18 protein-coding genes are annotated in these 23761 nt (G+C 61.3%); 12 read left to right on the top strand and 6 right to left on the bottom strand.

The features are described 5' to 3' along the window. Positions 1-780, bottom strand: a complete 780-nt coding sequence (locus tag EN850_RS13005) for a polysaccharide deacetylase family protein (RefSeq protein WP_135867325.1) — start codon at positions 778-780, stop codon at positions 1-3. Further along, a complete protein-coding gene (locus EN850_RS13000; RefSeq protein ID WP_127275925.1) occupies positions 777-1865 on the bottom strand; it encodes a glycosyltransferase family 4 protein in 1089 nt (362 codons plus the stop codon). Before EN850_RS13000 ends, EN850_RS13005 begins: the two co-directional genes overlap by 4 nt. Before the next feature lie 74 nt (positions 1866-1939). Here EN850_RS13000 and EN850_RS12995 point away from each other — a divergent pair, with 74 nt between their 5' ends. From EN850_RS12995 to EN850_RS12965, 7 genes are all read left to right on the top strand, one after another. After that, positions 1940-3118 (top strand): DUF3095 domain-containing protein, encoded by a 1179-nt coding sequence (locus EN850_RS12995; RefSeq protein WP_127275924.1) that lies wholly within the window; start codon positions 1940-1942, stop codon positions 3116-3118. Positions 3119-3400: 282 nt separating this feature from the next. After that, positions 3401-4741 (top strand): adenylate/guanylate cyclase domain-containing protein, encoded by a 1341-nt coding sequence (locus tag EN850_RS12990; RefSeq protein ID WP_127275931.1) that lies wholly within the window; start codon positions 3401-3403, stop codon positions 4739-4741. Between the two features lie 157 nt (positions 4742-4898). Continuing rightward, entirely contained in the window at positions 4899-6794 is a 1896-nt protein-coding gene (locus EN850_RS12985) for an ABC transporter ATP-binding protein (RefSeq protein ID WP_127275923.1), read from the top strand. After that, a complete protein-coding gene (locus EN850_RS12980) occupies positions 6791-8689 on the top strand; it encodes an ABC transporter substrate-binding protein (RefSeq protein WP_127275922.1) in 1899 nt (632 codons plus the stop codon). Before EN850_RS12985 ends, EN850_RS12980 begins: the two co-directional genes overlap by 4 nt. A gap of 2 nt (positions 8690-8691) precedes the next feature. After that, positions 8692-9690 (top strand): ABC transporter permease, encoded by a 999-nt coding sequence (locus EN850_RS12975; RefSeq protein ID WP_127275921.1) that lies wholly within the window; start codon positions 8692-8694, stop codon positions 9688-9690. Continuing rightward, entirely contained in the window at positions 9687-10868 is a 1182-nt protein-coding gene (locus tag EN850_RS12970; protein ID WP_136091431.1) for an ABC transporter permease, read from the top strand. The genes EN850_RS12975 and EN850_RS12970 overlap by 4 nt, the downstream gene beginning before the upstream one ends. Positions 10869-11062: 194 nt before the next feature. Beyond that, positions 11063-11542 carry a class I SAM-dependent methyltransferase gene (locus EN850_RS12965; protein ID WP_127275920.1) on the top strand — a complete coding sequence of 160 codons (480 nt, stop codon included), beginning with the start codon at positions 11063-11065 and terminating at the stop codon, positions 11540-11542. Between the two features lie 66 nt (positions 11543-11608). Here EN850_RS12965 and EN850_RS12960 read toward each other — a convergent pair whose 3' ends face one another. Further along, a complete protein-coding gene (locus EN850_RS12960) occupies positions 11609-13024 on the bottom strand; it encodes an adenylate/guanylate cyclase domain-containing protein (protein WP_136091430.1) in 1416 nt (471 codons plus the stop codon). A gap of 195 nt (positions 13025-13219) precedes the next feature. On the opposite strand from EN850_RS12960, the gene EN850_RS12955 reads away from it, so the two are divergent. The 3 genes from EN850_RS12955 (at position 13220) to EN850_RS12945 (ending at position 16111) form a co-directional block, all read left to right on the top strand. Continuing rightward, positions 13220-14044: a hypothetical protein gene (locus tag EN850_RS12955; protein ID WP_136091429.1), complete on the top strand. Its 825-nt coding sequence runs from the start codon at positions 13220-13222 to the stop codon at positions 14042-14044. A 166-nt stretch (positions 14045-14210) separates the two neighbouring features. Continuing rightward, a complete protein-coding gene (locus tag EN850_RS12950) occupies positions 14211-14732 on the top strand; it encodes a GNAT family N-acetyltransferase (protein WP_127280037.1) in 522 nt (173 codons plus the stop codon). Continuing rightward, positions 14732-16111, top strand: a complete 1380-nt coding sequence (locus EN850_RS12945; protein ID WP_136091428.1) for a hypothetical protein — start codon at positions 14732-14734, stop codon at positions 16109-16111. The genes EN850_RS12950 and EN850_RS12945 overlap by 1 nt, the downstream gene beginning before the upstream one ends. A gap of 16 nt (positions 16112-16127) precedes the next feature. Here EN850_RS12945 and EN850_RS12940 read toward each other — a convergent pair whose 3' ends face one another. Next, positions 16128-17897, bottom strand: a complete 1770-nt coding sequence (locus tag EN850_RS12940) for an adenylate/guanylate cyclase domain-containing protein (RefSeq protein WP_136091427.1) — start codon at positions 17895-17897, stop codon at positions 16128-16130. A gap of 240 nt (positions 17898-18137) precedes the next feature. Between EN850_RS12940 and EN850_RS12935 the strand changes: the two genes are divergently transcribed. Together EN850_RS12935 and EN850_RS12930 are read left to right on the top strand one after the other, a co-directional pair. Further along, positions 18138-21422 (top strand): adenylate/guanylate cyclase domain-containing protein, encoded by a 3285-nt coding sequence (locus EN850_RS12935; protein ID WP_136091426.1) that lies wholly within the window; start codon positions 18138-18140, stop codon positions 21420-21422. 19 nt (positions 21423-21441) lie between these two features. Then, complete coding sequence (locus EN850_RS12930; protein ID WP_127280547.1) at positions 21442-22122, top strand: peroxiredoxin-like family protein; 681 nt, start codon at positions 21442-21444, stop codon at positions 22120-22122. A gap of 60 nt (positions 22123-22182) precedes the next feature. Here the strand turns inward: EN850_RS12930 and EN850_RS12925 are convergent, their stop codons facing one another. Then, positions 22183-23253 (bottom strand): adenylate/guanylate cyclase domain-containing protein, encoded by a 1071-nt coding sequence (locus EN850_RS12925; protein ID WP_136091425.1) that lies wholly within the window; start codon positions 23251-23253, stop codon positions 22183-22185. A gap of 3 nt (positions 23254-23256) precedes the next feature. Continuing rightward, complete coding sequence (locus EN850_RS12920; RefSeq protein ID WP_127279821.1) at positions 23257-23751, bottom strand: Rab family GTPase; 495 nt, start codon at positions 23749-23751, stop codon at positions 23257-23259. Between the last annotated feature and the right edge of the window lie 10 nt (positions 23752-23761).

Here is a 23761-nt window from a genome sequence, read left to right as displayed (position 1 = left end):
CTATTTTCCTCCAGAGCCCTGTCCTGATGGATCGCTGCGTTCGATCAATGTGCTGATCGGAAGCCAGGCGCAGGATTCAGCCCGTGCGGTGACCGCGAATAGCCGTTCGAGGAAAAGCCATGCCGATTCATCATGGACGAGATGGTGCGTGAGCAGGCCGACCGGCTCGCCGCCGTCGAATGCCTGCTGCAATTGCGCGATAATGGCCTGAACCAACAGGCCATGGTCGCGGCAGCCGCGAGTGCCATGCCAGTCCATGATGTCGACATTGCTGTTGATGACCGCCAGGGGAGCGGGCTTCGGCGGGCCGAAGACCGACAATGCCGCAAATCCTATAGATCCAAGGTCGGATACCACGCCGGCGTCGATCCTGTTCCAGGGCGGGACCAGCATCGGAACGGCACGTGCGCCGTGCAGGCCGGTTACGCGCGACAGCCCGCGGGCCAGATCATCGAGCACCGCCTCGGGTGGGCGATGTGCGCCGAGCTCCTGCTTTTTCTGGTCCTCGGGCGCATGATTTCGGTGCGCCCAGCCATGGATGGCGACCGTGGCATGCGGCGCCTCGTCAAGCCTGACGACAAGTTTCCCATCAGTCAGGGCCGGGATGACGGCCAGCGTGACCGGAACCGCGAATTCACCGGTCAGGTCGAGCAGCCGATCAAGCGCCGGCGTCGGGTCCACGGCGTCGTCGTCGCGCAGCCAGAACTCCGCCCTGCGGCCCGTCCGTCGCAGGCGCGCCAGCTCTTTCACCAAGGGCTGCCAGATCGGATCAGATGTCATGAGACCGGGATCTTCTCGAGAAGTTCGGCCAGCCGCGCCGCTGCAGTACCGAGGGAACGTTCTTCGAGGATGAAACGTCTGGCTTCCGCGGCCATGAGGGTTCTTTCGTCGTTACGGGCCAGAAGCCTTTCAATGGCGGAAGCGAACGCCGCCACATCGCCCGGCGGGGTGAGAAACCCGGTCTGGCCATCCCGCACGACCTCCGGCACGCCGGCGATGTTCTGCGCCACCACCGGAAGGCCGGCGGCCTGTGCTTCAAGATAGGCCACACCATAGGCCTCGCCGAACCCGGGCCAGACGTAAATTCCCCCTCTGTAAAGGACATCCGGCACGGCTGCCGGCTCGATCGCGCCGAGCCATTCGATACGCTCTGCGGGCAAGCCGGCGAATTGCGCCTTGACCTCGTCACGGGCAGGCCCCTCCCCGACGACCGACATGGTCCAGGGCAAATGGCCGATCGAACCGAGCGCTTGCGCCAGCATGCGATAACTTTCGACTTTGTCGCCCGGGCGCATCATGGCGACTGTAACCAGGCGCGTCGGGCAACCGCGTGCCGGCTTTTCCCGGAATGCCGATGTGTCGATGAAGGGCGACAGTATGCCTAGAGAGGCATCGGGAATGGCATCTGCCAGTCCCCGGCGATCCCTTTGCGTGAAGCAGATGTTCAGCGCTGCCTGTTCGATGGCTCGCACCACCAATGCTTGGCTATCGGCCCACAAACCAGCGTTGCGCCGCCTGGAATAGGAGGCTTCCGCTGTCACATAGGGGACAGCAAAGGCCGACGCCAGCTCGGGTCCGATCAGGTCGGGCGCCTTGTAGTAGGGATGATAGGAGAACCAGAGGTCGGGCTTGCCGTCACGGTGCCAAAGCTTTGTCAGCCGAGCGGCTTCCTCTCGGGCCTCGATCTTGAGCGCATCGAAACTTTTCGACTCCGGTTGGCGTAGATAGAAACGCAATTCGGATGCCAGTTGGACGCTATGCCCTCCATGCTCCAGCGCCTTGACCAGCATCCGCGCCATCTGGCGGTCGCCGGAGACAACGGGATGATTGGGTGACTTCAGCGGCGCATAGAAGGCAATTCGCATCGCGCGACCCTATCATCGCAAAGCCAGGGCAAGTCAATTTCGAAGCACGATCGACTTCACCTTCAAGCAGTGGAATGTGCTATCTGATGCTCATGGAAATAGCTGCCGCTTCCGACCCGTTTGTGGCTTCTTTGCCGGTCTTCGCAAAGTTCGAAAGCGTTGCCGATATCGATAACTATCGACCTCTCCCCGATGGCTGGGCGATCGCCACCGCCGACATCGTCGGCTCGACCAAGGCGATCGAGGCCGGGCGCTATAAAACCGTCAATATGGCCGGCGCCAGCGTCATTTCGGCGCTGCTCAATGCGCTGGGTCGGCAAGACCTTCCCTATGTCTTCGGCGGTGACGGCGCGCTCGTGGCGTTCCCCGGCTCGGCGCTGGAACTCGCCCGCAACGCGCTGGCTGCTGTCCAGAGATGGGTGGCGGACGAACTGGACCTGACCTTGCGTGCGGCAATCGTGCCGATAAAGGATATAAGGGCGCAAGGCCTCGACGTCCGCGTGGCGAGGTTTCAGGCCTCCGAAGCGGCCTTCTACGCCATGTTCGCCGGCGGCGGCGGCAGTTGGGCGGAAGCCGAGATGAAAGCGGGGCGCTACCGCATCGATCCAGCGCCGGCCGGCGCGCGGCCGGATCTGACCGGCCTCTCCTGTCGCTGGAACCCGATCGAAGCCCGGCATGGCGAAATCGTTTCGATCATAGCCGTACCGGGGCCGGCGCGCGACTTGCGCGGTTTTCAGTTTCTGGCTTCCGATATCATCGCCCTCGCCGGCAGGCAGGAACGCGATGGTCACCCGGTGCCGGTGGACGGGCCGGACTACAGTTTGCTGCCCGCCGGCCTCGATGTCGAGGCGCGTGCCGCGGCGCCGCCGGGGCGGCGGTGGTTGGCGAAGCTGTGGGTAATCTTCCTGATGACGCTTACGGCTGTCGCCGACAGATTTGGCTGGACGATCGGCAAGTTCGATCCGAAGGTCTACAAACGCGACGTGGCCAGTAATTCGGATTTCCGCAAGTTCGACGACGGCTTGAAGATGACCATCGATGTTGACGCGGATGTGTTGCAACGGATCGAGAACCGGCTGAAACAGGCAGAAGAGGCGGGCATCTGCCGCTATGGCCTGCACCGCCAGCAGTCGGCCTTGATGACATGCCTCGTAATCTCGCCGCTACAGCCCGATCACGTTCATTTCATCGATGGCGCCTCCGGTGGCTATGCGATGGCTGCCGCAAGCCTGAAGGCGAAGGTGCCTGTCTGATGGCGGCTTGCCGAAATCGGTTCTCCGCAATATGCCTTTCTGATCGTCGACACACGCAATGTATTTGGCCGCCTCGGGCTGGGCCGAGATACGGTGGTGAAGGCCTGACGGCGTCCGAGCCGGGCAATTTTTTGCCCGATGTCAGGATCGTGATTGCACTCCGCCGGCAGCCTCGCCACATATGTGCGCCAGCAGATAGATGCAGTTATGCCTGCTCCTTCCCTGCTTCGAGGTGTGGCGGATCAAAGGAGAAGGCTCGTCTTCGACGGGTTTCGAGGTAGCATGAGCACAGCGCAAACAGAAATTTCGACCATTCTCATGGACAAGGTTGCCGATTGGCTGACCCAATCGGCTTTGGCCGGCAACGACTTGGAAACATTGGTAAAGGGGTTTTGCGAGCGGCTGGCTGCTGCCGGCCTGCCGCTGAAGCGGGTGCATTTGAGCTTTTCGATGCTTCATCCGCTTTATGACGCGCTTGGTTTCACCTGGATTCGCGGCCAAGGCATGGAGGTGGAAGGCTTCCGCAAACAGGACGGCGTTCATTCTGATAGGTTCCTAACCAGCCCATACTACCATCTGCTCAGCAACAAGCTCGACCATCTGCGGCGTCGGCTCGACCCGGCGGTCCCGTCGGAATTTCCTGTTTTCGATGAACTCAGGCTAATGGGCGTGACCGATTACATGGCTTTCGTCCATCCCTTCAACGGCAATACCAGTCAGGGCATGATCGGGTCCTGGTCCACCGACAGTGCTTCAGGTTTCAGCGACAGCATGATTTCGGCGCTGCTGCGTATCCAAAACCATCTCGCCATCGCAACCAAAATGGCGGTGCTCACCAAGTTGGCCGACAACATGATGACCACTTATCTCGGCGGCGACGCCGGGAGACGCGTGCTGGACGGCCAGATCAAACGCGGCGAGGGCGACACGATCCGGGCCGCACTGGTCATGGCCGATATGCGCGGGTCGACAAAGCTTGCCGAAACTTCCGGCCGCGAAATCTACATCGATACGCTGAACCAGTTTTTCGATGCCATTGCAGCACCTTTCAATCGCAAAGGCGGGCAGATCATGAGTTTCATCGGTGATGGCTTCATTGCCGTCTACCCTTGCGAAAGGCATCGCTCGCAGTCCGAGATCGCCTGCCAGTCTGCTCTGGCGGCAGCGCACAAGGCCACTGCGCGCATGATGGATCTCAATCTGCGAAGGAAGGAAAAAGGCTTGTCCGACATAAAATTTGGCATCGGCCTGCATGTCGGCAACGTGATGTTCGGCAATGTCGGGCTTACCGACCGGCTCACATTCTCTGTCTTCGGCTCGGCTGTAAACGAGGTCCAGCGCCTCCAGACCCTGACCAAGAAATATCCGCACCGCGTTCTCGCCAGCAAGGACTTCGCCAGCTATTGCGGCGCCAACAGCTGGCTGACGCTCGGCAGCGAGGAACTGGCCGGGATCAAGCAGAAGCTGACGGTGCTTTCACCCGATCTGTCGGGCGCTCTCGCACTCGATGAAGACGGTGCGCTGGAGCCGATTTACGACCGGAGATCGGAGGCCGAGCAGGTCATGCTGCTTCATCGCGATGCCGCACGGCTGTCGGCGGGCGACCGGAGGAAGCTCCAGTAGCCAGCCCCAATCTGATCCGAACGCCTTGGTAAGCAGTCCGGTCGCTGGTTCCGCCGCTGGCGATCGTTCGAATCCAAGTTGCTCTAGGCTGGCAATGCGGTAGTCTTGCTTCCAGGGCCTGCCGCCTGGCAGGCCCCAGGGTGGGGCTGGTGTGAGAATGAATGCAGGCGTTGATCTGCTGCGGATCGAGGATGTTGGCATCTCTTTTGCCATTATCGGGGGACCGTTGCATGCCGTCAGACGTGCAAATCTCCGCGTCCTGCCCGGCAAGGTTACCGCGCTTGTGGGCGAGTCCGGTTCCGGAAAATCGGTTCTCAGCCAGGCAGTGATGGGCATTTTGCCGAACACAGCCCATGTTCGCGGCCGTATCCTGTTTTCCGATCCTGAAAAGCCCGGCACGACGCAGGATATCCTGCAGATGCCGCGTGACGGGCCCGAAATCCGGGCGTTGAGAGGCAGCCGCATCGGCAAGATCTTTCAGGAGCCTATGACATCGCTGTCGCCGCTGCACACGATCGGCAACCAGGTCAGCGAATCCCTGCAGATTCATACGCCCATGGCGCGGGCGGAGCGAAAGGCGCGGACTGAGGAAATGCTCAGCCTTGTCGGCTTTCCCAATCCCAAGCGCGCCTATGACATGTATCCGTTTGAACTTTCGGGAGGATTGCGTCAGCGCGCCATGATCGCCATGGCGCTGATCTGCCGGCCCGCTTTGTTGATCGCCGACGAGCCGACGACGGCGTTGGACGTCACCATCCAGGCACAAATCCTGCAATTGCTACGCGAGCTTCAGACCAAGCTGAACATGGCGATGCTGCTGATCACGCACGACCTCGGCGTGGTCGCCAATGTTGCCGACGAGGTGGTGGTCATTTACCATGGCGAGATCATGGAAGCGGGACCTGTCGAGGCAATATTCCGCCGGCCAGGTCACCCTTACCTGAAGGGCCTGATGGCAGCCGTTCCGCATTTCGACCTGAAGCCGGGCGAGAGGCTGAAGGCGCTCCGAGAGGTGCCAGTGAACGTCGGCACCCTGCTGGGCAAGCAGACGGCGCCGGCATCGAAGGGGCCGAGCGACATCCTGCTGTCGGTCAGGGACCTGGCAAAGGTCTTTACCATCCGCAAGTCCGGATGGTTCGGCGGGGATCGTCAAACCTCTGTTCGCGCCGTGGACGGCGTGAGCTTCGATATCAGGCGGGGTGAGTGTCTGGGCCTGGTCGGCGAAAGCGGTTGCGGTAAAACCACCGTCAGCAAGATCCTGATGCGGGCTATCACCCCTTCCGGCGGCTCGGTGGTCTTCAACGGCCGCCAAGGACCGATCAACGTCCTGGAAGCTGAGGGAGACGCCCTGCGCACGCTGCGCGCGAAAATCCAGATGGTCTTCCAGGATCCGGTCTCGTCGCTTTCACCTCGCATGACGGTGGAAAACATCTTGAGCGAGCCGCTGGAAATCCATCAACGGGGCAATGCCGCGTCCCGACTAGCCACCGTCAAGAGCCTGATGCAGGCAATCGGGCTCGATCCGCGCTTCATCAAGCGTTATCCGCACAGTTTCTCCGGCGGGCAGCGTCAGCGTATCGGCATCGCGCGCGCGTTGGCCCTGGGGCCGGAACTCCTGATCTGCGACGAGCCGGTTTCGGCGCTCGACGTCTCTGTCCAGGCGCAGATCCTGAACCTCCTGAAGGACCTGCAGAAGGAACTGGGCCTGACTTACCTGTTCATATCCCACAATCTGGCGGTGGTGGACTATATGGCGGATCGCATCGCGGTGATGTGCGGCGGACGTATCGTCGAGCTTGCGCCGCGCGAAATTCTGCTCAGGAAACCGATCCACCCCTACACGCGCTCACTGGTCGCCGCGGTCCCATTCCCCGATCTCGACCGGCCGATGGATTTCAAGACGCTGAAGCTCGGCGGCGCTTCCGACGCCAGCGCATGGGGACCGCAATTCCGCGACGAGGGCGACGAGGATGTGCTGTCGCCGATCGATCTTGGCGGCGGCCACCTCGTGCTGGCCCGGCGTTCGGCCGATGTCAGTGAGTTGCGCCATTGATCAGCCGTCGCACCCTCCTTGGTCTCATGGCTTCGGCACTTCTGCCGGGCACGTCGCGCGCTGGCGATCTGGAGCCGGATTTTCTTCAGCCGGAGCTGAAAGCCAGGGCGCTGCCGGCACTCGCAGAGCGCCTGCCCAAGAGCCCGCGCGTATTGAACCTCGCTGCGATGGGCCGGCAACCCGGCCAGTATGGCGGCACGCTGCGTACCATCATCGGCAGCCAGAAAGATATCCGGATGATGACGATCTACGGATATGCCCGTCTGGTCGGCTATGACGAAAAGCTTAACTTGCAAGCCGACATTCTCGAAAGCTTCGACGTAGCGGATGATCGCGTCTTCACGTTCAAGATTCGGGAAGGGCATAAATGGTCCGACGGCAGCCTGTTGACGCCGGAGGATTTTCGTTATTGCTGGGAAGATGTCTGGCTGAACGATGAGCTTACGCAAGGCGGGCTCGCCCCTGCCCTGCTGGCGGACGGCAAGCCGCCACGTTTCGAGATCGTCGATCCGTTGACTGTCCGCTACAGTTGGGATGCGCCAAATCCCGACTTCCTGCCCAAGCTTGCCGCTGCCTCGCCGACACCGCTTGTTTTGCCGGCCGCCTATCTCAAGCAGTTCCACAAGAAATACCAGGATCCATTCCGGCTCGCCGGCCTGATGACGGAGAACCGGGCAAAGAAATGGACGCTCCTGCATATCCGCATGTCGCGGCAGTATCGCCCGGAGAATCCGGAGCTGCCCACGCTCGATCCCTGGCAGAACCGGACCAAGCCGCCGGCTGAGCAGTTCATCTTCGAGCGCAACCCGTTCTTTCATCGAATAGACGAGAATGGCCGGCAACTGCCCTATGTCGACCGGTTCATCATGAATGTCAGCTCGTCGGCGATCATTTCCGCCAAGACCGGTGCGGGCGAGAGCGACCTGCAATGCATGGGAATTGACTTCGCCGATTACTCTTTCCTGAAGGATGCGGAGAAGCGTTACCCCGTGAAGATGCATCTGTGGAAACGCATACAGGGTTCGCGGCTGGCGGTGCTGCCCAATCTGAATTGTGCCGACCCGGTGTGGCGTGGCCTTTTGCGTGACGTGCGCGTGCGCCGCGCACTTTCGCTCGCTGTGGACCGGCGCGAGATCAATATGGCCGTGTTCTACGGATTGGCGCGGGAAAGCGCCGATACGATCCTGCCGGAGAGCCCGCTCTACCGGCCGGAATTCGCGAAGGCCTGGGTCGCCCATGATCCCGACCAGGCCAATGCCCTGCTGGACGAGGTCGGGCTTCAGACACGTGACGATGACGGCCTGCGGTTACTTCCCGATGGGCGCCCGGCGCAGATCATCGTGGAAACGGCCGGCGAAAGCACGCTGGAGACCGACGCGCTCGAACTCATCACCGATCACTGGCGCAAGATCGGCATCGCCCTGTTCATCCGGACTTCGCAGCGCGACATCTTCCGCAGCCGCGCTCTTGGCGGCGAGATCATGATGTCGATGTCGTCGGGCATCGACAATGGCGTGCCGACCGCAGACATGAACCCATACCAGCTGGCCCCCACCATCGACGACCAACTGCAATGGCCGCTCTGGGGCGCCTACTATCTGTCCCATGGCAAGATGGGTGAGGCGCCCGATCTTCCTGAAGTGGTCGAGTTGATGGCTTTGCTCAAGCGCTGGAACGCATCGACCGAAGCCACGGAGCGCGCCGAAATCTGGAATTCAATGCTGTCGATCTACACCGATCAGGTGTTCTCGATCGGTACGGTGAACGAAACACTTCAGCCGATTCTGGTGTCCTCGCGGCTGCGCAATCTGCCTGACAAGGCACTCTTCGGCTATGACCCGACCGCCTATTTCGGTGTCTACATGCCGGATACATTCTGGCTTGGAGGCTCCTGAGCGTGCTTCGATATATTGTCTGGCGCATCGCTGTGATGGTTCCAACGCTGCTGGTCATATCGGCGCTGGTGTTCACCATCATCGAACTTCCACCGGGTGACTATTTCGACAGCTATGTCGCCGAGCTTCGGGCCCAGGGCGAAGCGGTCGATTCCGATCGCATCAAAATGATGCGGAAGGAATATGGTTTCGACCAGCCGCCCGTCATTCGCTACTTCTACTGGGTCGGCGGGATGCTGCACGGCGATTTCGGCTATTCCTTCGAGTATGAGCTGCCGGTTCGCGACGTCGTCGGGGACCGAATGTGGCTGACCGTCCTGGTTTCCTTCGTCACGATCATCTTCACCTGGCTCATTGCCTTTCCCATCGGCATGTACTCCGCCACGCATCAATACAGTTGGGGCGACTACGGCCTTACTCTCTTCGGCCTTCTCGGCCTTGCCATTCCGAATTTCATGCTGGCGCTGATCCTGATGTATTTCGCCAATATCTGGTTCGGCACCTCCATCGGCCATCTCATGGACCCGCAATATCTCAGTGAGCCGATGAGCTGGGCCAAGGCGAAGTCGATCCTCGCCCATCTCTGGATCCCGGTCTTGATCATCGGCACCGGGGGCACGGCAAGCATGATCCGACGGCTGCGCGCCAATCTGCTCGACGAGTTGCACAAGCAATATGTCGTGACAGCGCGCGCCAAAGGCCTTCATCCCTTCAAGGCACTGGTCAAATATCCGCTGCGCATGGCGCTCAATTTCTTCATTTCCGATATCGGCTCGATCCTGCCGGCCATCATCTCCGGTGCCGAAATCACCGCGATCGTGCTGTCCTTGGAAACGACCGGGCCGATGCTGATCAAGGCGCTGCAGAGCCAGGACATGTATCTGGCGGGTTCGTTCCTGATGTTCCTCGCCTTCCTGACGGTGATCGGTGTCCTGATTTCCGACCTGGCGCTGGCGCTGCTTGATCCACGAATTCGTTTGCAGGGCGGCAGCACCAAATGAACAAGCAATCGCCCCTGCCCGCTCCGGGTGCCCCACTGCAACACTACGTTTCCATCGCGCCCTTTGACCTGCAATCAGTCGAAGCCATGACGGCGGAGCAGTCGAAGGTCTTTCAGGCGTCGCAGTTGCGCCTGATGTGGTGGAAATTCCGACGGCACCGGCTTGCCCTTGTATCCGGCATATTTCTGGCAGCGCTCTATTTCGGGATCCTGATCTGCGAGTTCCTGGCGCCCTACAATCTGCACACGCGCAACATGGACTACATCTATTCGCCGCCGCAGCAGGTGCACCTGTTCCACAACGACCAGCTTGTCGGGCCCTTCGTCTATGGTCGCCAGATGACGCTGGATATGGACACACTCAAGCGGAACTACATCGACAACCAGGATGATGTTCAGCGGATTCGTTTCTTTTGCAAGGGCGACCGTTACCGGTTCTGGGGCCTGGTCGAAGGTGACAGGCATTTTGTCTGTCCTGCTGAAAACGGCCAGCTCTTTCTGGCCGGCACCGACAGGCTGGGGCGCGATGTGTTCTCGCGTATCATCTATGGCGCACGCATTTCACTGACAATCGGCCTTGTCGGCATCAGTTTCAGCTTCCTGCTCGGCATTGTCATAGGCGGACTGGCTGGCTACCACGGCGGTGTCTTCGACCTGATCGTCCAACGGATCATCGAAGTTCTGCAATCGATCCCCAGCATTCCGCTATGGCTGGCTCTGGCGGCGATCATGCCGATAACCTGGAGTCCAATCCTGATCTATTTCGGCATCACCATCATCCTCGGGCTGATCCACTGGACCGGACTGGCGCGGGCCGTGCGATCAAAGCTTCTGGCCTTGCGCGAGGAGGATTACGTTCTGGCCGCGCAATTGATGGGCGCCAGCAGCAGCCGCATCATCGGGCGGCACCTCATCCCCGGTTTCATGTCGCATCTGATCGCGACGGCGACGATCTCCATACCCGGCATGATCCTGGGCGAGACGGCGCTGAGCTTCCTTGGGCTGGGCCTGAGGCCACCGACAACCAGCTGGGGCATCCTGCTGACCGAGGCGCGCAGCGTCAGCGTCATCGCGTTCTATCCATGGCTGCTTTTGCCGATGCTCCCCGTCGTTCTCGTCATCTTGGCGTTCAACTTCCTCGGCGACGGCTTGCGGGACGCCGCAGACCCCTACAAGTGAGCTCGCTATTCCGCCGCGCGCAGGACCACCCGGTATGACTGCCGGCCTCCGTACGGTTGTTGCAGTGTTCATCATCCGCCCCTATACGTGCCGACACGCAATCGAGCTCAGCCGTCGCCTTCGGGACGTACTCCTGAACAGTTCTTGTCGCGGGCATTGCCTATCTCTTGATCTGGTTAGGACACAAAAAGCATATGAGTCGTCTCGAGAATTTCATCAGCAGAATGACCGCACAGCGTGACATTCTCGATCATGTCTGCGCCGAGGTGGCGAAGATGGATGGGCTTGTGCTCGAGCTCGGCCTCGGCAATGGTCGGACGTTCCACCATCTGCGCGAGCGCCTGCCCGGGCGTCGGATCGTGGTGTTCGACCGCGAAGTCGGCGCACATGCCAGCTCAATTCCCGACGCCGAAAACCTCGTGCTCGGCGAAATACGCGAGACGGGCCGCAAGTTCATTGGCATCGAAGCCGCCCTTGTTCATGCCGACATCGGCACCGGCTATGATGATCGCGATGCAGTGACCGCTACCTGGCTTCCCGATCTGATCGCGAGCCTGCTTCGCGTCGGCGGCTTCGCGGTCAGTGGCACGCCGCTCGACCACCCGCTGCTGCAACGCCTCCCGGCGCCGACGTCGGAGCCCGCCGATCGTTATTTCCTTTGCAAGCGCGTGTGAGCGGCCGAGAGCCGCTTCACGGAAACGCTGCTCCCAGCTCTTTGTTTTAACGCAATTCGTGCTTTTTCAGGGGATTGTATACACAGCGATCTCCCGCTCAATGCCGCGCAGCGAGACTTCGTGGGGCACGGGCGTCAGCGCGCTCCTGCGCAACAGATCGGCGGTGAGATTGTCGTCGACCACCGAATGGGTGGCGAAGATCGCCTGTGCGTTGGCCAGGTTCTGTACCCGTGAAGCAATGTTGACCGTCTGGCCGAAATAGTCCTGCCGCTCGTTCATGGACACGGCGATGCAAGGGCCGGCATGGACGCCGATCTTGAGCAGCAGGTCCTCGCGCCCGCTCTTGTCGTTGAGCGCACGCATGGCATCGCGCATCCTGAGGGCCGCGGCAATCGCACGATCAGGCGTTGCGAAGGTCGCCATCACCGCATCACCGATCGTCTTGACCACCGCGCCTGCCTCCGCCGCGACGATCTCGTGCAGAACCTGGAAATGCGCGCGCACGAGATCGAAGGCAGCAAGGTCGCCCACCCGTTCGTAAAGGGCGGTCGAACCGCGCAGGTCGGTGAACAGGAAGGTCAGGCTGGTGATTTTCAGGCGCTGGTTGATGTCGAGCGTATCCGTGCGATAGAGATCGCGGAACGTCTGGTTGGTGAGCAGGCGCTTGGCGGTGAGGAAGGGCCGGCGTTTACCCAGGAAATCGTGCAAGGCCTGGCCGGCGATGAAAACCGTCGGCAGCACGCGGGTGTCGGTCCTGTTTTCCAGGGAAATGCGCAACGGGCCGGGTTGCATCTCCAGCGTCTGGTTCTGGACATGGTCGCGGTCGAAGACCAAAGAGAGGCTTCGGCGCTCCTTTGTTGGTTCGCCCTTCACGTCGATGAACTGCGCTGAATGGGTGACCGGCTCAAAGACGATGATGAATTCGGACGGAAGCTGTATGGGCAGAAGCGCCTTTTCACCGGGCGCAAGCTCGATATCTTCCAGCGAAAACGCTTCCAACCTTTTCGCGAAATCCTCATCCGGCACATCAACGCCCGACGCCCAGTAGATCTGGCGGAAATATTCCACCAGCGGCAGTTCGTGTGGATTGTGGGCGGCAATCCTGCGTATGCGTGGACTGACGGTGAATGTCACCTCGACCATCTCGTCGAGGGTTGGCGAATAGCCCTCGGAGCACAGCGCGCAGGTGTATTCGTCTTTCTGGAGGGTTTTCAGCGTGGCGTTGGTGTCGAGCACGCCGCCACAGCCTGGGCACAGAACATTCCAGGAAACATCGAAGATGCCCACCCGCGCCGCATGGAGAAATGCGCTTATGGTGCGCTCCTCGTCGAGGCCATGCTTGCTGGCGAAGGCTGGCGCATTGATGCGGCAAAGTTCGCGGTCGTTGCCGTCCGCGACGGTTCGCTTGATCGCGTCGATTACCAGTGGATCGACATCGGTCGATTGCCGCAGAAGCGAGAACAGATCCTGAGCTTCATTCATCCTGCTGGCTCCAGAAAATGCGCCTCCCAGGCGTGTTGATCGGACTGCCCTTGGTGCGAGTGCTGCATTTTACTTCGAAACGGACCATTCGAATAGGCAAGCCTGGTGATGGTTCAATTTCCATTCGGCGGATTTTCTCCGGCCGCAAGCGGCACTATGATGGTCGATAGGCGTTCATCTTTGGGGTTTTCTCCTGTGCCGACACCCGACAACCCGCCATTTCCCGCCGCCCTGCGCCTTTTCTCGGCGGGGGTCATCATCGTCCTGATCGTCGGCGCCGGCCTGTTTTTCGCGCCTGAGCTGGTCAAGCCGCGGTGGCCTTGGCCTGTCACGCCGTTCAGTGCCCGCTTCCTCGGTGGCTTCTACACCGCCGAAATGGCGGTGATGGCAGCGCTGCTGGTCTGGAATCGCTGGTCGCCCGGCAGGCTCGTCCTCGTCATGGCCTTCATCTTCACCGTCATCGTGTGGGCGGTTTCGTTGATCAATCTCGGCTATTTCAACTTCGAGCGAAAAGCGGCCTGGCTCTGGTTCCTGGTCTATCTTGCCTCGGCGGCGGTATCCGGGCTGTTCCTTTGGCGGACCAGGGCCTATCCCCCAGCAAAAGGCGTGACCCCTAACCCCGCGTGGCGCGGCTACATGTTGGCGGAAGCCGCGATCCTTGGCCTCTATGGCATCGGCATGTTGCTATTCCCTCAAAGGGTCAGCAGCACCTGGCCATGGCCGGTCGATCCCTTCCACGCCCAGGTCTACAGCGCCATCTTCCTCGCCGGCGCTGGCGGCGCCTATCTCGTCTGGAAAAACGCGCCGCGCGAGGAACTGCTGGTGCTCGGCCTGGCGCAGTTTCTGGTCGGCCTGCTTGCCATCCTTGGCCTCGTCATCACCGACGCTGCGGTGCACCGGATCGACTGGAGTGCGACCAGGACATTGTGCTGGCTCGCGCTTTTCGGCTGGATCGGCATCAGCGGCGCCTTCAAACTCTACGCCGCCTCCCGGTATTTTGGCTTGCAATCGGCATCATAGGCTGCAGAGATAGCTGGATTTTCAGGTGACGCCCGGCGCATCGTGCCGGGGTTCGAGCACTTCACCGTTTCAAGGAAACGGCGAATTGCTCTATCCTTGGTTCTGACGCAATTCCGGGCGGAAAACCGCTCACACTTTTCCTGGAATTGCTGTAGCCGGGAACGCCATGACCAGCACGACCTCGCCATCCGAGAAAATCCGGCCGCAGCTTCGAGCCGTGCGGCCAAGCGATGCGGAGGCGCTTTGCGCTATCTTCAACATGCCGGGTTTCCGCTGGGGCACGCTCAGAATGCCTTTCGAGATGGTGGAGCAGGTGGAGCGGCGCATCGCCAAGTGCGGCCAGGAAACCACCTGGATCGTTGCCGAGTTGGACGGCAGGATCGTCGGCCATGGCAACCTGGTTGTCCAGGGTTCGCCGCGCCGTTCGCATATAGGCGAGATCAATATCGGCCTTGACGATGCCTTTGTCGGCAAGGGCATCGGCTCTGCCATACTTGGCGCGCTGCTTGACGTTGCCGACAATTGGCGCGCGCTGAAGCGGGTCGAATTGACCGTCTATGCCGACAACGAGCCGGCCATCCGCCTCTACACCAGCCACGGCTTCGAGGTCGAAGGCCGGCATGTGAAGGCCGGCTTTACCGACGGGCAGTATCACGACCTTCTGAGCATGGCCCGGCTGCGGTTCTGATGACCGCCGTCTTCGCCCCAGCCCCTACGCCTCCGGTGGAAATTCTGGCTGTGCTGTCGCTGCTCTGCCCGGAAGTCGTGCGTGACATCGAGCAGAACTGGAATGCATCGGTTTCCGATTACGCCCGCCATCTGTGGCGGCCGGTGGCAAGGCCTGCGTCCCGCCCGGCGATCGCTGCCCGCTCGATCCTGCGCGAAGTCCTGCATCAGCGCCTCTGTGCGATCATGCAGCCTGAGGAGATCGGCAAGATCCTCGAAGAGTTCGAGCACAGACCGGTAATTCAGTCCGGCCTGCACTGCCTGCTTCTGATGGACCGGATCACCTTCGATGCCCTCCTGCTTGCCTGGCTCGGCGCGGTCGAAAACGGGCTGTCGGCCTTCTTCGGCTTCATGGGAACGACGATGACCATGGAGACAATTGGCCGGGAGGGGCCGGGCTGGCTCGATGTCGGCGACGACAAGGTCAACCTGTTTGGCATGGGGCGCCACAAACTGTGCCGCAAAAGCGTTTGCGCGGCCGGTCCCGTCACCCTCAACAGGCGCGCCCTCGAAGCGGTGTGCGACGAAACGGATGCCAGCCGCTGGCTGGGCACACTGCTCGCCAGCCACGACAAGGTGTTTGCAACCGCCGCCGATGCGCTGACAGAACTCAACGAGGATCTGGTCGCCGGTTGGGATCGTTCCGGCATGGCCCTGCCGGTTTTGATCGATGACCGGCTCGCCGCTGCTGCCATGGCACGGCATCTAGACCATGACGGCGGCCTTCTTTCCAGGCTGCTCTTCGAGCCCGCAAGGCGCCGGCGTCTCGAGCATGCCTTGCAAGAGGCCGCATCGAGCCCATTTGGCAGATTCCTGCCCAATGCCACCGCCTATTTCTGGGGCATCCGCGAGGAGCGCGTGCGCAAGCTCGTCCTCGAGAACGGGCAGCTGATCGAGCCTGACAGGCCGCATGGTCTTTCCATCCCGTTCGAGCGGCCGCATCTCAAGCAGGCGCTGCTGGACGGTGTGCTGCTGCCGGACTTGTTCCTGACGTTCCTCGTCCTTGCCATATTGCCGCGCGTGCGGGTCGTGGGCGGCTTGAGACAGATTGGCTATGTAGCGGTTTTCCACTCGATCCTGCTGGCTGCGCTGGATGAAAACGCGCCGGAAGAGCGCGATCTGGCTGCGGAGCTGCAGGTTCGGGAAAATGCCTGGGGCACCCGGGTCATCGATGAAAAGATCTCGGTCCGCGAGCAGCTTGCCGGCCTCCCGGAAGGGGCGCCCTTCGCGGACTTGCTCCGGCAATACCGTTCGCGGACATTTGCCGAGACCACCGACGACCTGAAACTGGTGCGCGAAAACGCCCGATGGTGCAAGATCGGCCGGGCCTCCGGCCTCTGATCGGGCCGCTACCCGGTCATTGCACCAAACCGGCCTTGCGGAGCCCGTCGACCATGAGTTCGAAATCGGCAGGGTTCTTGTAAGGCAAGACTTTGCGACGGTATTCCAGCGAAAAGTCGGGATTGACGCGAAGCATGTCCTGCCATGCCGCGCGGGCCTCCTCCAAACGGCCCAGATGGCCGTAGCTGGCGGCCAGGAGCGCGCGAGAGACGTCGGTCACAGCGTTGCGAGCCAGCCGTTGCAGCAGCAGGTCAACGGCCTCGTTGTATCGTCCCAGTTGAAACAACGCCAAAGCCTGGAAGTGCAGAAGCACATCCGCAAAGTACGGGTTCAAGGACTTTCCCCGGGCGAAACTCTTGAGGGCCTCCTCGGATTTGCCTGAATAATACAGCGTTTCGCCCCGGCAGACGTGCGCTTCGGCGAAGTTCGGATTGAGGACCAGTGCGCGCTCGACCTCGTCGATGGCCTCATCGTGCCGTCGTGTGTACAGCTTGGCTATCGCCAGCGCCCAGTGCGCCCAGGGATCGTTGTCATCCAGCGTTACCGCCCGCGTTGCGGCCTCTTCGGCTTGCGCCATCGATTCCGGCGGCGACGCTCCCCACCTGTTCAGGTAATCGACGCCATGCGTGAGGGCGAGGAAAGCGTGGGCAGAGGCAAAGTTCGGGTCCAGTTCGGTGGCACGTTGCAAGAGGTCGCGGGCTGCGACGTTCGTCTCCTTCGTCAGCCGGTGCCACAGCTCCCGGCCGCGCAGGAAACAGTCATACGCCTCGGTGTTGCGCGGGTGCTCCGGCGCCAGCCGTTGCCGGGCATCGTCTGTCAGGTTGAGCGCCAGCGCACCGACGATCTGCTGCGTCACGTCGTCCTGCACGGCGAATATGTCGGTCAGGTCGCGATCGAACCGCTCCGCCCAAAGATGGCCGCCTGAAATTGCATCGATGAGCTGCGCGGTGATCCGCACCCTGTTGCCCGACTTGCGTACGCTGCCTTCGAGCACATGCCGCACGCCGAGTTTCGCGCCCACCTCCTGCACATGGACGTTCTGGCCCTTGAAGGTGAACGACGAATTGCGTGCGATGACGAAGAGTTGCGACAGTTTTGACAGCTCCGTGATGATGTCTTCGGAGATGCCGTCGGCGAAGTAGTCCTGTTCGGCGTCACCGCTCATGTTGGCGAACGGCAGCACGGCGATCGACAGCTTCGGCGGCACGGCCGCAGCCGGTCGGCTCGTCGCGGTTTCCGGGGTCGCGGCCGCCTTGGCCCCCGCGCCGACTTGCAGCGAATAGACCCGGACCGGCTCGGCGATGTTCTTGAGCTGTGTGCTGCCGAGATCGCTGACCGAAAGGTCGAGCCTCGCCTTGACCTGGCGATAGGCATCCTCGGACAGGCAGATGGCGCCGGGCGCCGCGACACCCTCCAGACGCGAGGCGATGTTGACGCCGTCGCCCATCAGGTCGCCGTCGCTTTCTTCGACCACATCCCCCAGATGGATGCCGATCCTGAACTCGATGCGGCGGTCCTGCGGCACGCCGGCATTGCGCTCAACCATGCCGTTCTGGATCTCAACGGCGCAGCGCACGGCATCCACCACACTGCGGAACTCAACCAGCGCCCCGTCGCCGGTGCGCTTGATCACCCGCCCGTTGTGGACTGCGATGGTGGGATCGATCAGGTCGCTGCGCAGCGTCCGCAACCTCGCCAAGGTACGCTCTTCGTCCGCGCTCGCGAGCCGGCTGTATCCGACCACATCTGCAGCCAGGATTGCGGCCAGCTTGCGGTTCTCGCTCATGCGTCGGTCTCCTTATCTCCAAGATAGCAGGAAGACAGCGGGTAGAGGGAACTTTCGCAAACGACGGCCGCGCAACCGCCCGGCTCGGCAGCGCTCTGCCGCAGGAACCATCCGATCTCTCGATGGCTATTTGCGCTGCCGCTTGCCGGTTGAGAGCTATCGGTTCATCCTTGTGATTGCCCTGGCCGTGAAATGCGTGGCGAGATCATGCCGTCACGACCCCTAGTGAGGTCTTGTTCCATGGACTGCTCAGGCTGCGGTTTCGAGATTGAGGGCGGTTACGCCTTCTGTCCGAAGTGTGGCCGGCGCCAGCCCGTGTCATGTGCCAGTTGCGGCTATGTCTGCGCACCTGATTTCGAGTTCTGTCCGAAATGCGGGGCAAGCGTCGGTGCGTCCGCAAAATCCGTCGAACGGCCTGCTCCGACACCAAGCCGGACCTTTGTGCCACCTTCTCGAACTGCGGCGCCGAACATCGAAAGCGAAGAAGGGCCGCATTCTGTCTCTGACGCCGATCGCCGGACGGTCACGGTCCTGTTCGCCGACCTCTGCGGCTTCACGACACTCAGCGAGCAGCTCGACCCCGAGGTCATGCAAACGCTGCAGAACGAACTGTTCAAGGAATTGACGGCGGCCGTGCGAAACTTTGGTGGTTTCGTCGACAAATTCATCGGCGATGCACTGCTCGCCTTGTTCGGTGCGCCGGTCGCGCATGAGGACGATCCGGAACGTGCGCTTCGCGCCGCTCTCGACATGATCGCCCGGACGGCGCGGCTGGGCGAAAGCACCCCCTACTCCGGCTCGCCTCTCCTACTCCACATCGGCATAAACACTGGTCCGGTCGTTACTGGAGGATTGGGCATCGGCGCCGCCAAATCCTATTCGGTGACCGGCGACACGGTGAATACGGCGCAACGCCTGCAATCGCTGGCCGCACCCGGTGAGGTGCTGGTAGGCGAGCTCACGCACAGGCTGACCCGACATGCCTTCTCTTACGAGTCGATGGGTGATGTCGTGCTTCGCGGCAAGGCTGGCAGTGTTCTCGTCCATCGACTCGATGCACCGCTTGCGGCGCCGCGTGCGGCGCGTGGGCTCGAGGCGCTCGGCCTCAGTGCGCCGATAATAGGCCGTGATGCGGAACTCAACAGAATGCTGGCGAGCCTCGACCAGGCGTGCGGCGGCTCGGCCCAACTTGTCCGCCTCGTCGGAGAAGCCGGTATCGGGAAATCGCGGCTGGTGAGGGAGTTCGTCACCCGGGTCGGCGACGACGATCGTTTTCGCAACGTCGCCGTGCGACAGGCCACGTGCTCACCGCTGGGCGAACAATCATTTGGCGCCCTGGGCGCAGTGGTGCGCAGCGCTGCCGGGATGATGCAAAACGACAATGGGGACGAAATGCGGGGGAAGCTCGCAGCCTTGCTGACCGATCTCGGCCTGCGGGGCGACGAGGCGAAGCGGCTGATGCCTTTGCTCTATCATGTGCTCGGCCTTGGCGACCCCGATGCCACCTTGCAGCATGTCGAGCCCGAGCAGTTGCGGCGGCAAATTCTCTACGCGGTCCGCACAATCATCGAACGGCGGCTTGCGTTGTCGCCGCTGCTGATCGTCGTCGAAGACCTGCACTGGGCCGACGCCGTATCGCTCGAGGCACTGCGTTTCGTGATGGACAGGCTGGAGCGCACGCGGTTGATGCTGCTGGTCACGCATCGTCCGGCGCCTGACAACGATCAGCTCGACTCAAGCCGGGTCAGTCACACAGCGCTCAGGCTTTCGCCGCTCAGCAGCCATGACGGACGCAGCATGGTGGCAGCACTTTTCGGCGATAGCTGGGTAAACTCCGCGGGCGGGCTTCTCGACCAGATCCTTGAGCGCGCCGGCGGCAACCCGCTTTTTATCGAGGAGATCGTTCGCGGCCTTATCGATCGCGGTGTATTGATGCGCGAAGGCCAGCGATGGCGGACCGCGGCGGGCGAAGTCGCAACCGGTATCCCCGCAACCATCCAGGCAATGTTGCTTGCTCGTGTCGACCGGCTGCCCCAGGAGGTGCGCCGGTTGGCCCAGGAAGCCGCGGTAATCGGCCCGCGCTTCGATGCCATGCTTCTGAAAAGCGTGACGGCCGATCCCGGCCGGCTGGAGGCCGGCTGCGAACTGCTTTGCGATGCGGAGATCATCGAAGAAGTTGCCGGATCAGGCTCGGTCTCGTCGCAAAGCTACCGCTTTACGCAAACATTGCTGCAGGACGTGATCTACCAGAACCTGCTCCTGCAACGCCGGACCGACATCCACGGCCGTGTCGGTGTCGCCCTGGAGCAACTGTGCGGCGACAAGCCGGAACGGCTCGAGGATTTGGCCGTGCTCGGTCATCATTTCGCACAGAGCGCCGAGCGGGAGAAGGGCGCGCATTACCTTCAGGCGGCGGGAGATCGCGCTCGCATGATATACGCCAATGACGACGCCCTTCGTTTCTACGACCGAGCCCTGACCGCGTTGGGCGCGACCGGGCAAACACCGCTCAAACTGGCAATTGCAGAGCGCATTGCCGATTTGAGCGGCCCGGCAGGCCGCCGCGAGATCGCGCACCGCCACTACGAGGCGGTGTTGCAGGCGTACCGCGGGTCAGCCGACCGCGTCGCGTCGGCGCGCGTTTTGCGCAAGATCGGTCGGCTGCTCTGGGACGTCGGCAAGCGGGACAAAGCGGAATCCCGCTATGCTGAAGCGGCGGCGCTCCTTGATGGAGCGGATGCCCCGATCGAGCAGGCGCATCTCTGGCAGGAACGCGGCCGGCAGGCATTCCGGAGCGGAGATCACGCTCTCGCGGCAAGATGGGCGGACGCGGCGCTCGATTGCGTACGCAGTCTGACAACGGAACAGGTCTCCGATGACGCCACCCTCGTGACCGCCGAGGCACTTAACACCAAGGCCGTTGCGCTGGCCCGCCTCGGCCGAAACCGTGAAGCCGTGGGTCAGGTCGAGCGTAGCATTGAATTGGCCGAGGCCGCCGGTCTGCTGGGCGCGGCGTGTCGCGGCTACACCAATCTCGGCGTGCTTTACACGACCATCGATCCGGCAAAGGCGATGGAGGTCTGCCGGCGCGGTCTGGAGGTGGCGCGCCATATTGGCGATCAGGGTTTTCAGGCGCGCCTCCTCGCCAATCTGGCGGTCGCTTGTTGTACTTTCACGGATCGCTGTCCAACGGAGGGCGTGCCTGCTGCCGAGAAGGCCATCGAGATCGACCGGGCGCTCGACCAGCGCGAGCACCTGCCGGTGCCGTTGATCGTGCTTGGGCAGATCCACCAGTGCAACGGCCGTCCGGAACTGGCGGTCGGCTTGTTCCACGAAGCACTGGACGTCGCCCGCGAAACGGGCGAACCCCAATTGCTGTTTCCGTGCTATGATGGTCTCGCAACGCTTAATCTCGACCTCGACAATCTGGCCGAGGCCGAACGCTACTTTTCCCTGGCGCAGGGTATATGCGCCCAGCACGGGCTCGACCCGGAAGCGCTTGTGGTGCTGCCTTTTCTCGACTAGCCGGGGTTGGAGGTTGGAAATGTCCGCGCCTAGTGACTTGGTGCCGCTTCAACCGGGCGACCGCGCGCCGAACGTGGTACTCGATGCCATTACCCAGGAAGGCAAGATCGCGCTCGACGACTTCCGCGGACAAAGACCGGTTCTGGTCGGCCTGTTTCGAGGTCTGCATTGTGCGTTTTGCCGGCGCCATATCGCCGCCCAGGCGCGGCTTGATCCGGAACTGCGCGAAAAGGGCGTGGAGAGCCTGACGGTGGTCAACACGCCGATCGAACGGGCGCGTCTCTATTTCCGCTACCATCCGATGCCGAATCTGCTGGCGGCCTCCGACCCGAAACGCGCTTCACATCGTGCTTTTGGACTGCCCAATCTCGAATTCACCCAAGACGAGACGAACTGGCCGTACAGGGTCTCGATGGCAGCGGCAAAGGATATGCGGGTCGACGTGCCAGGCGAGTTGCCCGGTCCTATGGATCCTTTTTCCGCCAGCGAAATCCTCAACAACAAGGACCATTACGAAGTCACCGAAGCCGACGAGCAGATGATGGCAACCGGACACGGACAACTGATCGGTCAGTTCCTGCTGGACAGGCAGGGGATCGTCCGCTGGAGCTTCACGGAGGTTCCAGAGGGTGGGCGTTACATGTTTGGGGCGCCAAACCCGCAGGAGCTGATGTCAGCCGTGTCCCAAGTCGCCCAATAGACTGTCGGAATATGGGCTTGAGATGCGTGGGCTCCAGGGGTCGGCATTGCTAAGCGGCAATCAGGCCGGGAGCCGCCACATTCGCACGCGGCCTGCACCACGCAATTCCGTTTCCTCGAGTGGTTCGCAAGCAAAATTTTGCCCAAGCATTTGGCGAGTTGCATCCGAAATGCGGATTTCATCGGGCTCCGCGGACGTTTGAATACGCGAGGCGAGATTAACGGTCTCGCCCCACAGGTCATAGGCGAACCGCCTCTTGCCTATGACGCCCGCGACGATTGGGCCTGAGTGAATTCCGATTCTGAGTCTCAGCGGTTCTCCTGCGAAGCGTTCGCGCCTAACCGCCTTGCGCAGCTCGAGTGCATAGCGTGTGAGGGCCTTTGCATGGTCGGATCGCGCGGTGGGCAGGCCGGCGACCACCATAACACAATCGCCGATTGTCTTGATCTTTTCGCAGCCATATCGTTCCGAGAGCCGATCCGCGGCCTTGAAGAAGTAATTTAAAATAGCGAGCGTCGTCACGGCTCCGACGCTCCGCGCTCGTTCCGTAAAACCGACTATGTCGGCAAAAAGCACACTCACTTCCGCGTGGTTGTCAGCAATTTTTTTGTGCGCTTTCAACCGCTCGGCGATCGACGCCGGAAGAATGTTGAGGAGCAGGGCTTCGGCGCGCTGGTATTCACGCGCCAATCCCTCCTGGCTCTTCCTCAATGCCTCGTTCGTCGATTGTAATTTCTCGTTGAGTTGACGCTCCCTCTCTTGCAGGAGTGTCATTTCATAAGCCTTTTGTTGAAGCCGCTGCCTATTGTCGCGTTCGGCAGTGGCGTCAAGAAAGAGCAGCCACACGCAGGCATCGTCAGCAAAAAAATGAAGGTCGGCGACACACCCGCTGGGCAGTTCGACCATAGCAATGTGAAACGGAAGCTCCGGGCAAGGCAGCAATCCTTCCATGAATTCAAGCTGCTCGGCAACAGGCTCGCCGATGCGAAGCGATGAGAGCCCGTAATGCTCAACATTGCCGCCCTTCGCAGCGACGCAAAGCTGAGTGTCGATTTTCAGATATGCGACAGAATGCCCGTTGTAGAAGAAATTGAAAATCCAGTTTCCAACCTCTTTCGGCAATCCATGCATGATCTATTTGGTGACCATTAAAGCAAGTTGACGAAATGCATCATCAACATGTTCACCAGAAAGCGCACTTGTTAGATAGATTTGCCATCCACGTTGCCTCAGTTCGTCAATCTCACTATCCGATATTGCCCACCGATCGGCCAGATCGGATTTGTTGAACAGCAATACAAACGGCATGGCGCCGAATTCGGCCTCGACCCGTTCGCGCAGCGTGAGCGCCACGGCAAGAGTGGCGGCGCGCGTACCATCGACGACAAGCACAAGCCCGGTTGCACCTCGCACATAGCTGACACGGAATGAGCCGATATCGTCTTCACCGGCTAAATCCCACAAAATCAGATCCACGGTTTTGTCCGGGAGCACGACATTCTTCTTGTCGATCTTCACGCCCACCGTGGTCAGGTAGGTTTCTGAAAAGATGCTCTGCACATACCTGCGCACCAGACTCGTCTTCCCGACAGAGAACCCGCCCAGCATGCAGATTTTCTTTTGCAACATCTTGGGCTCC

Source organism: Mesorhizobium sp. M8A.F.Ca.ET.207.01.1.1, from assembly GCF_004794715.1.
Lineage (GTDB): Bacteria > Pseudomonadota > Alphaproteobacteria > Rhizobiales > Rhizobiaceae > Mesorhizobium.
Note: the sequence above shows the minus strand (reverse complement) of the source record. Positions and strands in the feature narration are given on the sequence as shown.